At 29.4% G+C, this 12,812-nt stretch carries 11 protein-coding genes; 7 read left to right on the plus strand and 4 right to left on the minus strand.

All coding sequences use genetic code 11. The features are described 5' to 3' along the window. Positions 1 to 37: 37 nt before the first annotated feature. From tssD to pepE, 3 genes are all read right to left on the minus strand, one after another. Positions 38 to 2,047, minus strand: a complete 2,010-nt coding sequence (gene tssD / locus NH341_RS10060) for a type VI secretion system tube protein TssD (protein ID WP_253056718.1) — start codon at positions 2,045 to 2,047, stop codon at positions 38 to 40. A 301-nt stretch (positions 2,048 to 2,348) separates the two neighbouring features. Then, a complete protein-coding gene (locus NH341_RS10065) occupies positions 2,349 to 2,972 on the minus strand; it encodes a JAB domain-containing protein (RefSeq protein WP_253056720.1) in 624 nt (207 codons plus the stop codon). A 423-nt stretch (positions 2,973 to 3,395) separates the two neighbouring features. Beyond that, a complete protein-coding gene (pepE, locus tag NH341_RS10070; RefSeq protein WP_253056722.1) occupies positions 3,396 to 4,103 on the minus strand; it encodes a dipeptidase PepE in 708 nt (235 codons plus the stop codon). 145 nt (positions 4,104 to 4,248) lie between these two features. Here pepE and NH341_RS10075 point away from each other — a divergent pair, with 145 nt between their 5' ends. From NH341_RS10075 to NH341_RS10100, 6 genes are all read left to right on the plus strand, one after another. Beyond that, positions 4,249 to 5,025, plus strand: a complete 777-nt coding sequence (locus NH341_RS10075) for a carboxypeptidase-like regulatory domain-containing protein (RefSeq protein WP_239179557.1) — start codon at positions 4,249 to 4,251, stop codon at positions 5,023 to 5,025. Positions 5,026 to 5,029: 4 nt separating this feature from the next. Further along, positions 5,030 to 5,842 carry a carboxypeptidase-like regulatory domain-containing protein gene (locus NH341_RS10080; RefSeq protein WP_073182841.1) on the plus strand — a complete coding sequence of 271 codons (813 nt, stop codon included), beginning with the start codon at positions 5,030 to 5,032 and terminating at the stop codon, positions 5,840 to 5,842. Between the two features lie 4 nt (positions 5,843 to 5,846). Continuing rightward, a complete protein-coding gene (locus NH341_RS10085; protein ID WP_253056724.1) occupies positions 5,847 to 6,626 on the plus strand; it encodes a carboxypeptidase-like regulatory domain-containing protein in 780 nt (259 codons plus the stop codon). 90 nt (positions 6,627 to 6,716) lie between these two features. After that, positions 6,717 to 7,514, plus strand: coding sequence for a carboxypeptidase-like regulatory domain-containing protein (locus NH341_RS10090; protein WP_239179551.1), 798 nt, complete (start codon positions 6,717 to 6,719; stop codon positions 7,512 to 7,514). Positions 7,515 to 7,543: 29 nt separating this feature from the next. After that, positions 7,544 to 8,035, plus strand: a complete 492-nt coding sequence (locus NH341_RS10095) for a DUF6702 family protein (RefSeq protein ID WP_167713913.1) — start codon at positions 7,544 to 7,546, stop codon at positions 8,033 to 8,035. A gap of 71 nt (positions 8,036 to 8,106) precedes the next feature. Next, positions 8,107 to 10,335: a M1 family metallopeptidase gene (locus NH341_RS10100; protein ID WP_253056726.1), complete on the plus strand. Its 2,229-nt coding sequence runs from the start codon at positions 8,107 to 8,109 to the stop codon at positions 10,333 to 10,335. A gap of 66 nt (positions 10,336 to 10,401) precedes the next feature. On the opposite strand, the gene NH341_RS10105 is transcribed toward NH341_RS10100, so the two are convergent. Continuing rightward, positions 10,402 to 10,836: a hypothetical protein gene (locus NH341_RS10105; protein ID WP_047789560.1), complete on the minus strand. Its 435-nt coding sequence runs from the start codon at positions 10,834 to 10,836 to the stop codon at positions 10,402 to 10,404. A gap of 254 nt (positions 10,837 to 11,090) precedes the next feature. Here NH341_RS10105 and NH341_RS10110 point away from each other — a divergent pair, with 254 nt between their 5' ends. Then, positions 11,091 to 12,794 (plus strand): helix-turn-helix domain-containing protein, encoded by a 1,704-nt coding sequence (locus NH341_RS10110; RefSeq protein ID WP_253056728.1) that lies wholly within the window; start codon positions 11,091 to 11,093, stop codon positions 12,792 to 12,794. Positions 12,795 to 12,812 lie beyond the last annotated feature (18 nt).

Raw genomic sequence — 12,812 nt, forward strand, 5'->3', positions numbered from 1 at the left:
CAATGTTAATACAATAATTAAAAATAATTGTTTCATCTTATTCGGGTTTTACAAGTGAATTATTCCACAATTTTTTCCATTGCCAAAACCATGTTAATATTCGTTTTTTACTACCATATTTTGATTGGTGCGAATAATCCATAATATTATAGGTTTCACCTTTTTTATACGTATAGTTTGCTTTTGAAGAAAAAGTATGATATAGCCCTAAAGCATGTAAGGCTTCATGTGCTGTGGTAGCAGAGTTATGTCCTTTAAACAGCACTACAGCATCTGAATTAATATCTTTGGCTTGTCCGTTTATTCTACCTATTTTCAGCTTTGTTTTTGGATCAAATGAAGGGCATTCATCACCAATAAAATATATTTTTAAATAGTTGTTGTATTTAGTATCCATCTTACTATTTAGATAATCATGCAAACCTGTTCTATTGTCTATATATCCCTTGCTTTTTGGGTCAACTTTTTTATTAAATACTTTGTCAGTTTTTAGGTCTAATGACTCAAAGACAATGGTCGGTTTTATTAAGGATTGTTGGAAGTATTTGGTTAAAAATGCTTTTTTTCCTGTAGAATTACCTTTATAATTATTCCCTTTTACTAGAGTAGTTTCAACCTCCACAAAAACAACATCTAACTTTTTACGTTTACTTTTAGCATTGGCTAAAATGTTTAGTTGCCCTAATTGTTGGTTACCATACATTACCTTAATGGTTTGATTGGTACTAAACTCTTTTAAACATTCAACGGTTAAAAAGTCGTCTAATCTTTTTTTCTTTTTACTTTGAGCTGGTATAGTATCTGTACTTAACTTAAATAATTCGGTATCGTATTCTAAACAAATATCTAACTTCTTAGGGTTATTTATCGTTTCTAACTGCAAACTTAATGTTACGGTTTGTTGTGGGTATAGAATTAACCAACTTTGTATGTACTCAATTTCTTTCCCTGCACTATCTTTATACCAAGGAAATGTAAGCGTTTTATACTCATTATCTTTTAGTTTTTTATATTTAAGAGGGTCTTTTTTAAACTTTTTCACTCGTTTTTTTAGTTTAAAATCATTGTACTGATTAGGTCCTACAATGTCTTCATAAGTAATATAATCATCTTTCTCTTTTTTATGTCTTATATAATCAAAACCGTATTCCCCACTATAATTTTTACTAGGTCTAAAATCTACAATTACTTTAGGCGGTGCTATAATTTCTAAAGAAGTGCTTTCCTTAGTACTGTCAAAATAAGTAGCAGTAGCAACCAGTTCATCTATCTCTACATTTTTAAAATCTTCCCACTCTTTCTTTATTTTAAAGTCGGTTATAGCTACTTTGTTACCTGTAACATATTCTTCCAATACTATTTCTTTAGTATTATTATCAAAACTAGTATTGTCTTTTTTTGCAATACTAATTTTTACCTTTCCTCCATTAGGATTATTCAAACCTATTTCAAGACCTAAGTTTTCTTCATAATGACTACTATTTACTACTTCATTACTCTTATTAATCCAGTTTACTTTTATAACTCGAGGTGTTGTGTCTTCCTGTGCCTTATAAGGAGTATCTTCTATAGGCGGTATAAAACTCTCTTGCCAAGGTTTTATATAACGAGTTCTACTTTTTCTACGCCAATCGGTACTATTATTAAAAAAACGATAATCTTGCATTGCAGGCGATATGGTTAACGTAACCTGCATACCTTTTTGATTATCAAAAACCTCATGGTAGTTTATAAGTACACCGTCTTGAAAATTGTATTGGAATAGCTCTACTCCATCAAAATCATCTTCATAAAAAACTACTTTACCATCTCTTAATAGATAAAGATTAAAAGGGTGACGTATTTTTTTATTGTCTTTTCTATCCGCTATGATCCATTCAATAAAGGTATCATCGTACATTTCTGGTTTAAAAGTAACGGTAAAAGCACCTCCCATTAGGGCTGATGTAGGTTTGCCGTTCCAGTCAGTAAGTCGAATGTAATTTAAACTGGTAGAGATTAATTCTCGCTCCTCTCCACATACAAAGAGCTTCGCTTTTATGTTCATAGATATATTTTTGAAGGGTTAACAATTTTTTACCCTAAATATATAAAAACATTATAAAAAAATAAGCAAGCATTTTTTGATTTTTAAACTATTTACTATAACACATTGTATTTTAAGGGTAACTAATCATTTTTGTACGAAACTTGTACATACATAAATAACACTGTGTACTTAACAAGTTACTAAGTAGTACTTATCTTTTTACTTCCTTAATTCAATTTTTGAGTACTTGAGTAGTTTTATCAGGAAAAATAAGGGTATTAACAAGTTAATTTTGTTGCCTTATAATTAGAAATTTATTTTATGACCTTTTCACTCGTAGTTTTTTTACCTCTTCAATGGTAAGACCTGTGTTTTTAGCGATTAACTCATTATCAAGACCACTTCTTTTAAAAGCTTTGGCAATTTCAATTGCTTTATTCTTTTCAGCTATTTCTGAAGCCTCTTTTTTAAGACGCTGTTCCAGTACATACTTAGGAACATATTTGGTACTTTTTGCTAACTCTTGTAAAAGACCAACATCAGCAAAACTCAAATAACTTTTATCAGAAATAATTAAATGATCTATTACATGTGTATTTACTATAATACCTACTTGTATTAACCTATCTGTTAGGTTTTTGTCATTTTCTGACGGAGTTAACTCACCACTTGGGTGATTATGACATAATATTATTTTTACAGCTCTTTTTTGCAATGCAAGACTAAAAACTTCCATGGGTTCTACCAAAGTAGCATTAATAGTACCTAAGCTTATTAACTCAATAAAAAGAATACGGTTGTTGTTAGCTAAACCAATTACCCAAAAGTGTTCACGGTTTTGGTCTATCTTACTTTCACGAAGTAATATTTTTTGCATTATTCCGTAGATATCATCGGAATTTAAGATTTTTATCTTCTCTTGTTCTGTCAATTTTATGTCCATATCGTAAAAATAGGATTTTTTCAAAGATAGCCTATATAGTTTTTATAGAAAGTAGTTTTTTTAGCATACGTTATTCTCTCATTTTTTATAGCTTAAAACAACATTTGTTACCTATTAAACCTGAATTATAAGGAGACCATGGCGAAGTAATCTGTTTATTTAAATTTCTATTTATAAAGTACTATTAAGCTTGATATGTATAATGGAAATGTCTTTTCGTACCTAATACGAAAGATATTTAGTGCTTAGTAGAAGTGACATTTGGTGCCTAATGGAAAAGTCTTAATAATAAATATAAGCCCAACAAGTTCGTTTCTTAACTTATCAGGCTTTAAATGGTTGTTTTCTTATAGTAAGCCATAGTAACAATAAAAATAGCTTATAAAAACTCTTTTTTAACTATAAAGTATTTCTTTTAAGGGGTTAAAAATACTGGCTAACCTCTGTATTTGTGGCTAACTCCTCAGCTTCCTTTCCTTGTTTAAATAAACGTGCGGTGTAAATTCCTCGTAATATAATTGAATCTCCGTTAACCTCTAGCCAGCTACCTTCACGTAACCCTAGCACTGGTGTTTCATTAAATACATGATATTCTTTAATGCGTGTTTCACGCGTTTCACCCATGTGCGTAGAATCTGGATTTGGGTCTAAATAATGTGCGTTGATATTAAACGGAATAAACCCTAAGGTTTTAAAACTTGGTGGATACACAATAGGCATATCGTTCGTATTCATCATCGATACTCCACAAATATTACTTCCTGCACTGGTACCTAAATACGGAGTTCCGTTTTCAACCGCTGTAGTTAAATCGGAAAGTATATCGTTTTTATATAGTTGATTTACCAATTCAAACGTATTACCTCCTCCTGTAAAAATAGCCTCCGCTTGCTGAACAGCTTCCTTCGGATTATCAAACTCATGGATACCTACAACTTTTTTATCAATACTAGCAAAAGCCTTACGAGCTACAGAGGTATATTCATCGTAGGTTTTTCCGCTTGCACGTGCATACGGTATAAATAATATGGTAGAGGCTTCTTTAAAAAAGTTAGTTAAGGTTGGTAAAATATATGCTAGGTATCCACTACCATGAACGGTAGATGTGCTTGCTATAAGTAGTTTTTTCATTTGTTTACTATCTATTTAAGTTTAATTAATATGAGTTTTAACTCCTCAAAATCAATCTTTAATTATGCTTTATATACTTCAAATTAACAAAAATTTACCATGTCCTTAAAACATTTTTAAGACAAGTAGGTAGTTTATTTGTGATATGAGAAAATTGTTACTTGTTCTTTTTACCATAACTACCTGTGCTATAACTGCTCAAAACACTCCTAAAATTATTACGGGTACTGTGTTTATAGATAGTATTGCTACCCAAGATGTACATATTATTAATAAAAAACTAACGCTTGGTGCTGTTTCTAATGAAAACGGACGTTTTGAAATTTTAGCTTCTGAAAACAACGTTTTACTTATTTCTCATCTTAACTTAGAGTATAAAGAGGTTACCCTTACCAAAGAGCATATTAAAGCTAAAAACATTGTAATTTTTGTTGATAGTAAAACGCACATGTTAGATGAGGTTGTGCTTGAAAAGCAAAGAAGTATTTTAGAAATTGATCCCGACATTCTTAACAACGCCCCTGTTGTAAATGCTAAAACCTTAAAACTACCTTATGCCAATGTTATACAACCAAAAGATGAAAAAACAGTAAAGGTAGAATCGGGCTTAGCTATTAGTGTAACGGGACTTATAAATGCACTTAACGGAACAAACAAACGAAAAAAACAATTAAAAAAGATTACTGTTGAAGATAGAAATATTGAAAAAATTAGAAAACACTTTACAGATGGCTTTTTTATACGTCAACTAAAAATAAAGAAAGAAAACATCAATCAGTTTTTACAAGCCTGTATTTCTAAAGGAATTATAAACCTGTATAATAAAGACAAAGTATTAGAACTTACGGCTGTTTTAATTGAAAATAGTAAATCATCCCCTTACCTACTAGAAAATGAAAATATAAGAGTTACCAAAAAATAATTGCATGATTAAACAACTACCCATCACACTTTTACTACTAATTACTTTAGGAGCTACGGCTCAACAAAAACGAAAATTCGTTTACGGAACTTTAAATGATGAACTTGGTGCTATACCCAACGCTCATATTATCAACCTAAATACCCAACAAGGTACATTTAGTACCGACTTTGGTAAATTTAGAATTTTAGCAAAACCTAACGATACTTTACAAATATCTTTTGTAGGATACGAAACCCAAAAAATTAAGCTTACCCATATTCATTTTGGAATACAAGAAAATAAAATTACCCTAGTTAAAGTTCCTTTTGAATTGGATGAAGTGGAAGTAAAAAAACACAACTTAATAGGTTCACTTGCTATAGATACTAAACAAACACCTAAAGATATTGGTATGGAAAAAGCTAAAAAAGCTATTGATTTTTCTATGATTAATTTTCAAGACCCTATTATTATGCCTATTGATGAGATTGATAAAATGGGGGTTCCTAATATGAGAAAAGTAACTGACCCTACTGCTAAATTTGCTGGTGTTGGAGGCGCAATTAGTTTAGGGAAAGATAATTATTCTGAACAACTAAAAAGAACCCGAAAAACAATACAGTTTAAAGAGAATTTTCCTAAAATGCTCCTCTCAGCATTTGGAGAGTCCTTCTTTTTTAAAGAGCTTAACATACCTAAAGACAAGTATCTTCATTTTTTAGAATATTGCAATCCCCTAGAAATAGAAAAATTATATAAAGAACAACAACTTTTAAAAGTCATTGCTATCTTACAACAAGAAAGTAAGAGCTATTTAAAAGTGATTAGTAACTAAACACATGAAAAATATACTCCCTTCAATTATTTGTCTGTTTTTTATAATAAAAGCTACAGCACAAGAAAGTAGAAAATTCTTTTATGCTATAATACAAGATGAAGTAAGTGCTGTTCCTAACGCACATGTAATAAACCTTAACACTAAACAGGGAACTTTTACTAATAATAATGGTGAGTTTAGGATTTTAGCCAAAATAAATGATACTTTACAAATTTCGTTTGTGGGCTATGAAACTAAAAACTTTGTAGTAGATGTCAATCACTTCGGAATACAAGAAAATAATATCCTACTAAAAAAAGTACCTATTGAGCTAGATGAAGTTGAAGTAAAAAAGCATAATTTACTTGGGTATATTTCTTCTGATTCAAAACATATAAAATCTGAAAAAGTAATAAATGCTGAAACATTAAACCTACCCTTTGCCGGTTCTAGAATACTTACCCCTGCTGAAAGAAGGCTACATACTGCTACAACAAGTTATGGAGGAATAATACCTGTAGACCTATTGTTAAATTGGATGTCTGGAAGATTAAAAAAATTAAAAAAACTTAAGGCTATTGAAGACAAAGAAAAAAGAATAGAAAACATACGTAGTAATTACCACATACTCATTCAACACGAACTAAACATACTAAAAGAAGATATTGACAGGTTTATTTATTTTGCTGAATCTTCCGATGACTTCAATACTCTTTATTTAAATAATGAAGTAGCAATGATTACATTTTTGCAAAAGAAATCAGACGAATTTAAAAAACTTAACCCTAAAAAATACAATTAAAACCTCTTCCCTATTTCGTTGTTATTGGTTACGCTTTCTTAAAATATTTCGTACCTTTAGGTGTATACTAATCTAACCTAATAAAGTACCATGAAGAAAGTTCTAATAGCCTTGTTATTTTTATCACAATTCGTATTCTCTCAAGAAGAACGAAAAACACTTTTTGGAATTGTTTATGATGAAAATGGTGTGCTAGAAAATGCTCATATTGTTAACTTTTCAACAAACCAAGCCACGTTTTCTAACGAAAATGGAGAATACAGACTTTTTGCTAGACCTACAGATTCTATTAGATATAGTAGTATAGGTTATAAAACCATTTATGAAAAACTAACCAAAGCCGACTTTAATACCTACAGAAAAAGAACTACTCTTGAAAAACAAGATTATGAACTAGATGAAGTTTTACTAAGAAACAACGAATTATCAGGTGAACTTGCCAAAGACCTTAGAAAGGTAAAGCGTGATAAAAACTTAGAAATAGCAAGTAAAGCTACCGACTTTTCAAATGTTAATTACAGTAATTACCATTCAGACGATTATATAAGTAAACACGTAAAACCTAATGTGGTAAATATTGACCCTACAAAAGCTTTTGAAGGAATGGGTACTACCAACACGTTTCCTGTAAAAAACTCAGAAAAACTAATAAAACTTCGTAAAGAATTAGCTTTTAAAGAAAATATGCCTGCTAAATTACTTAATGAATTAGGAGAAGACTTCTTTTTTGTTGAACTTAAAATTCCGGTTGATAAATATTATCACTTTTTAGAATATTGTAATCCGTTAGGAATAGAAAAACTATATCAAAACCGTGAAGTGTTAAAAGTTATTAAAATATTTAGAAAAGAACATACAGGATACCTCAAACTTATTGGAAAAGATTAATTTGGCGCAATAATTGACCTTTATTAACCATGAAAAAACTTTTTGTTCTCTTATTAGTCCTTCCCTTACTATCATTCACCCTGCATAAATACTATGTTGCGTTAACTGAAATTGAATACAGAGAAGATACTCAAAGCGTACAAATGATTATGAATGTTTTTATGGATGATATTGAGCTCGCTATAAATAAAGATTACAATACCAACCTACAAATTGCCACTAAAAACGAATTACCGTCTATTAATGAATACTATTACAAATACTTAAAAACTCATTTTAAAGTTATTATTAACAATGAAGAAAAAAACTACAAGTTTATAGGTAAGGAATACGATGGTAATATTGTTTACTTTTATTTAGAGATAGAAAATGTTTCATTACCAAAATCAATAAAAATAGAAAACAATATTTTAATAGACCACTTCCCTGATCAACAAAACCTTATTAAAGCAACTGTTAAAAAGGAGCGCAAAAGTTTGTTTTTATCAAGCAATAATGATAAAGGTTTGTTAAATTTTTAATAAAGCTTCTTTTTTAGTAATAAGATTTCATTAACTTTCCGCTTATTTATTCAAAAACTAACAAGCATATAATGAGAAAATATTCTACGCTATTATTTTCAGCGCTCTTTGTATCAGCTTCTTTATTTGCCCAAGAAGCACCTAAAAAAGAACGTCAACAAGGTCATACCGACCAAAACAAATTTCGACAATTAAAAGATGTATTAGCTACTCCTAACGATCAACGTACAGCATCAGGAGCACCTGGTCATGCATACACACAACAAAAAGTTGATTATGTAATGAACTTACGCTTAGATGAAGCTACAGATAGATTGTACGGAGATGAAGATATTACTTACCACAACAACTCTAAAGATCATTTAGAGTATTTATGGTTACAGTTAGATCAAAATATGCGAGCTCCAGATTCTAAATCTCCCTTGGCAGAATCTAATGCAGCAAGAAGTTTTCAAACTCCTGATAAATTTGTGAGTGACAATATGGATAAACCAAAAGCATTTGGTTTTAATATTGAAGCCGTAAAATATGCTGATGGTAGAGATTTATCTCATACTATTAATCGCACAATGATGCGTATTAACTTGCCTAAGCCATTGGCTCCTGGTGAGATTTTTAAATTCAAAATTAAGTGGAACTACTTAATTAACAACTCTGTTGAAGACGGTGGTCGTTCTGGTTTTGAATCTTTTCCTGACGGAAATAAAAACTATACTATTGCTCAATTTTTCCCAAGATTATGTGTGTACAACAATGTTGAAGGATGGCAAAACATGCAATTTTGGGGGCGTAGTGAATGGGCTTTAGAATTTGGTGATTACGATGTAAAAATTACTGTTCCTGCCGATCATATTTTAGAGGCTACTGGTGAACTACAAAACGAAAAAGAGGTATTAAGTAGAGAACAACGTAAACGTCTTGAAAAAGCTAGAAAATCTTTTAAAGACCCAGTGTTTATTGTTACTCAAAAAGAAGCTGAAGAAAACGAAAAGCAAGGAACTACTAAAACTAAAACTTGGCACTTTAAGGCAAATAAAGTACGTGATTTTGCTTTTGCTTCATCAAGAAAATATATTTGGGATGCTATGGCTGTAGATATTAATGGTAAAACCGTTATGGCATTATCTTTATACCCAAAAGAAGGAAATCCGCTATGGGAAGAGCACTCTACTCGTGTTGTTGCTAATACATTAGAAGAGTATTCTAAAATGACTTTTGACTATCCATATTCTAAAGCAGTATCAGTACACGCTAAGCGTCAAGGAATGGAGTATCCTATGATTTGTTTTAACTACGGACGCCCAAATCCTGATGGAACCTATTCTGATAGAGTTAAAAACGGAATGATTGGAGTAATTACTCATGAAGTTGGTCATAACTTCTTCCCTATGATTGTGAACTCTGACGAACGTCAGTGGACTTGGATGGATGAAGGCTTAAATTCATTTGTTGAAATTTTAGCTGAATTAGACTACGATCCAAACTTTAACACTGGTAACTTACCTAAAGATATTGTTCGTTACATGAGTTTAGATCAAGATAGGTTAAGCCCTATCATGTCTCAAGGTGATTATGTACATAATTTCGGACCTAATGCTTACACAAAACCAGCTGCTGGTTTATACATGTTGCGTCAAACAATTATGGGACCTGAGTTATTTGACTATGCTTTTAGAACATACTCTAAAAGATGGATGTTTAAGCACCCTACCCCTGCCGATTTCTTTAGAACAATGGAGGATGCTTCTGGTATGGACTTAGACTGGTTTTGGAGAGGTTGGTTCTACACCACTGATTATACTGATATTGGAATTAAAGAGGTTAAGCCTTTATATTTAACCAATAAGCCAAATGAAGAAAGTAAGAAGTTACAACAGCAATATCCTTCTTATTTTGCGCAATTAGGTAAGTTAGTTTACTTAACTACTAAAAAAGAAGATGCTGATAAATCTGAAATAGAAGCATATATTAATAGCTTACCTTCAGACAAGAAAGCTAATTTAAAAAATATACCTAATTATATTTATCAAGTTGAGTTTGAAAAACCAGGTGGTTTAGTAATGCCTATTATTGTGGAATTAACGTATGCAGATGGTTCTAAAAAACGCCAAACTTTCCCTGCTCAAATTTGGAAAAAAAATGAGCATAAAGTAAAAAGAGTATTTACATCTACTCAAGAAATTAAAAGTATTGTTGTAGATCCTGATTTAGAAACTGCCGATATTGATACTTCAAATAACAGTTGGCCTAAACAAACAACAAATAAGTTTGATGCTTTTAAAAAGAAAGCTAAAAACTAATATAGTTTTATTTAAACCTAACAAAAAAGCAGCCTATGGGCTGCTTTTTTATTGCTGTTATTTTAACTATTTGCTAAATAACTTATTTACTTCTTCATATGTAAGTAACTTAGAAACTGTCATAATATCTGGATCTCTACTTACATACTGTTGAATTTGTAACATTACTACTCCATCAACTTTAGTATATTTTAACCAGATTACATCTCCATTTGCTTTAATTTTATAAGGATCTCTAGGGTTTTCTTCAAAGCCTTTTACAATTATTTGATGTAATTTTTCTACATCATTATCTAAGTTTTTAAATGAAAAATGAACATATTCATGAATAGGATCATTTATATTCTTATAGTAAAAGTTGTAAGCTTTATCTCCTATTTTCTCTAAATAAACGTACTCTATTTTTCCTACTATTTCTGTTTTAGTAGTTTCAATAAATTCAATCTGAGAATACGAGGCTACAGAAAATAAAAGACCTGCTAATAAAAAAAGTTTTTTCATGAAATTTAAGGGTTTAAGTTTTATATTACTTTTTAAAAATTTTTTAAATATAACTAAAACAACAACGCTTTTTATTTATAAAAAGTATTTTCTCTTTTTATTTACATATTATCTTATTATGTTCTTATAACATTTTTTTTAGAAATAAACTAACTTATTGTAAATCAAAAATAGAATAGAAGAAATAGCTTTCTTGTTAAATTATTTTTATTTTGCAACTACTATTAATTTTCCTCTAACTCTTCAAAAAAATTATGTTAAAGCAAATTTTATTTCTCTTCTTAGTAATTTTTAATTGTACTCTTTCTTTTTCTCAAGAAATAGAGAAGTATAACGAAAGTGACTTGATAAAAATTAAAAAAAAGTTCTATTTAAATAAAGAAATTGGTGTTGATAGTTCTTTATACTATATGAACAAGCTTCTACTAAGTAATAATACTGCTTATAAAACTTTTGGATATGCTGCAATAGAATATTTAAAAGTAAGAGAAAAACAATCTATAAACACTTCTTTTAAAGATAGTATTAATAAATATCTTCCTAAAATAGTAAGAGTAAATAAAAATTTTCCTTTACTATTTGATATTCATATTCTCTTAGGCAACTCTAATAAAAGAAGAAAGTTAATTAAACCAGCTTTACAAAATTATATTACAGCCGAAAATTACGCTTTGTTAGCCAAAGATATTGAGCGAATTATTAAAATAAAAGGGAACATTGCACTTATTTATCAAGACATGGGAGAGCTTGATAAAGCTCTTAATAAAGCAAAAGAAACTCTTGACCTTATAGAAGCTAATAAAGAATCCCTTTCAAACAAGTATTATAGTAGCAAATATAAAAGAATGTTTAATGTTGCTGCTATTTACGCTACTTTATATAAAAAAAACAGAGAAAAACAGCAGTATGCAGACTCTTCTTTACATTACTATAATTTGATACTAAAAACAAAAGAGTTTAATCTTAATAGCTATTATACCGGCAAAGTTTATTATGGAAAAGGGACTATTTATACTTTAAAAAAAGAATACTCTAAAGCTAGTTCTTTTCTTGAAAAAAGTTTAGCGTTATTCGAAAAAAGCAAGTCACAGTCTTATTTATACAAAGGATACTACAACAATGGTCTAAACTATTATAATTTAAATAAATTCGAAAAGGCTAAACATAACTTTTTAACTGCTCTTAAAATAAAAAAAGACACCATTTTAGATGATAATTATATAAAAATGAATGGATACCTTTCACAAATTTATACTTATCAAAATAAAGTAGACTCTGCAAATTATTATTTAAACACATATGTAAATAATCATTCAAAAGTTTCATTAAGAGATAAAAAACAGTTTAAAGAAGCAATTAAAGTTGATTTTGATAAAAAAATTAAAAAGTTAAAAGAGGATAGTAACAAAAAGAATTTTTATTATGAAATTATAGTTATAGGATTAATATCTACAGTAATAGTTATCTCTTTTTTAGTATTTAAAAACGCTAAAGAAAAAAAGAAAACAAAGAAAAAGTTAAGTGAACTATTAAATAAAATTTCAAAAAAAGAAGACCTAACTGAAAAGCCCTTTTCTTTACCTAATCCATTAAAAATAAAAGACGAACAACATCAACAAATTATTAGCGGCTTATTAAAAATAGAGGAAAAGAAATACTTTTTAAAAGAAGAGTATAATTTATATAATGCAGCTAAAAAAATAGGAACCAATACTACTTACCTATCAAAAATCATTAAAGATTATAAAAAAATGAGCTTTAATGATTATACGAATGAGTTACGTATTAATTACATTATTGGAATATTGAGTAATGATAAGAAAGTGAGGTCTTATACAACACAAGCTATTGGAGAAATTGCTGGATATAAAAATGCGAAGTCTTTTACTCGAATTTTTAAAAAATATATAGGTATAACTCCTTATCAATTTATAGAGAAAATTAATAAGGAGTTATAATGTAATGTTTTTTGTAAT

This window comes from Tenacibaculum sp. XPcli2-G (genome assembly GCF_024124505.1).
Lineage (GTDB): Bacteria > Bacteroidota > Bacteroidia > Flavobacteriales > Flavobacteriaceae > Polaribacter > Polaribacter mesophilus.

Excerpts from the sequence above, each read along its gene's own strand:
- tssD (WP_253056718.1), bottom strand. The coding sequence starts at position 2,047 with ATGAACATAAAAGCGAAGCTCTTTGTATGTGGAGAGGAGCGAGAATTA.
- NH341_RS10065 (WP_253056720.1), bottom strand. The coding sequence starts at position 2,972 with ATGGACATAAAATTGACAGAACAAGAGAAGATAAAAATCTTAAATTCC.
- pepE (WP_253056722.1), bottom strand. The coding sequence starts at position 4,103 with ATGAAAAAACTACTTATAGCAAGCACATCTACCGTTCATGGTAGTGGA.
- NH341_RS10075 (WP_239179557.1), top strand. The coding sequence starts at position 4,249 with ATGAGAAAATTGTTACTTGTTCTTTTTACCATAACTACCTGTGCTATA.
- NH341_RS10080 (WP_073182841.1), top strand. The coding sequence starts at position 5,030 with ATGATTAAACAACTACCCATCACACTTTTACTACTAATTACTTTAGGA.
- NH341_RS10085 (WP_253056724.1), top strand. The coding sequence starts at position 5,847 with ATGAAAAATATACTCCCTTCAATTATTTGTCTGTTTTTTATAATAAAA.
- NH341_RS10090 (WP_239179551.1), top strand. The coding sequence starts at position 6,717 with ATGAAGAAAGTTCTAATAGCCTTGTTATTTTTATCACAATTCGTATTC.
- NH341_RS10095 (WP_167713913.1), top strand. The coding sequence starts at position 7,544 with ATGAAAAAACTTTTTGTTCTCTTATTAGTCCTTCCCTTACTATCATTC.
- NH341_RS10100 (WP_253056726.1), top strand. The coding sequence starts at position 8,107 with ATGAGAAAATATTCTACGCTATTATTTTCAGCGCTCTTTGTATCAGCT.
- NH341_RS10105 (WP_047789560.1), bottom strand. The coding sequence starts at position 10,836 with ATGAAAAAACTTTTTTTATTAGCAGGTCTTTTATTTTCTGTAGCCTCG.
- NH341_RS10110 (WP_253056728.1), top strand. The coding sequence starts at position 11,091 with ATGTTAAAGCAAATTTTATTTCTCTTCTTAGTAATTTTTAATTGTACT.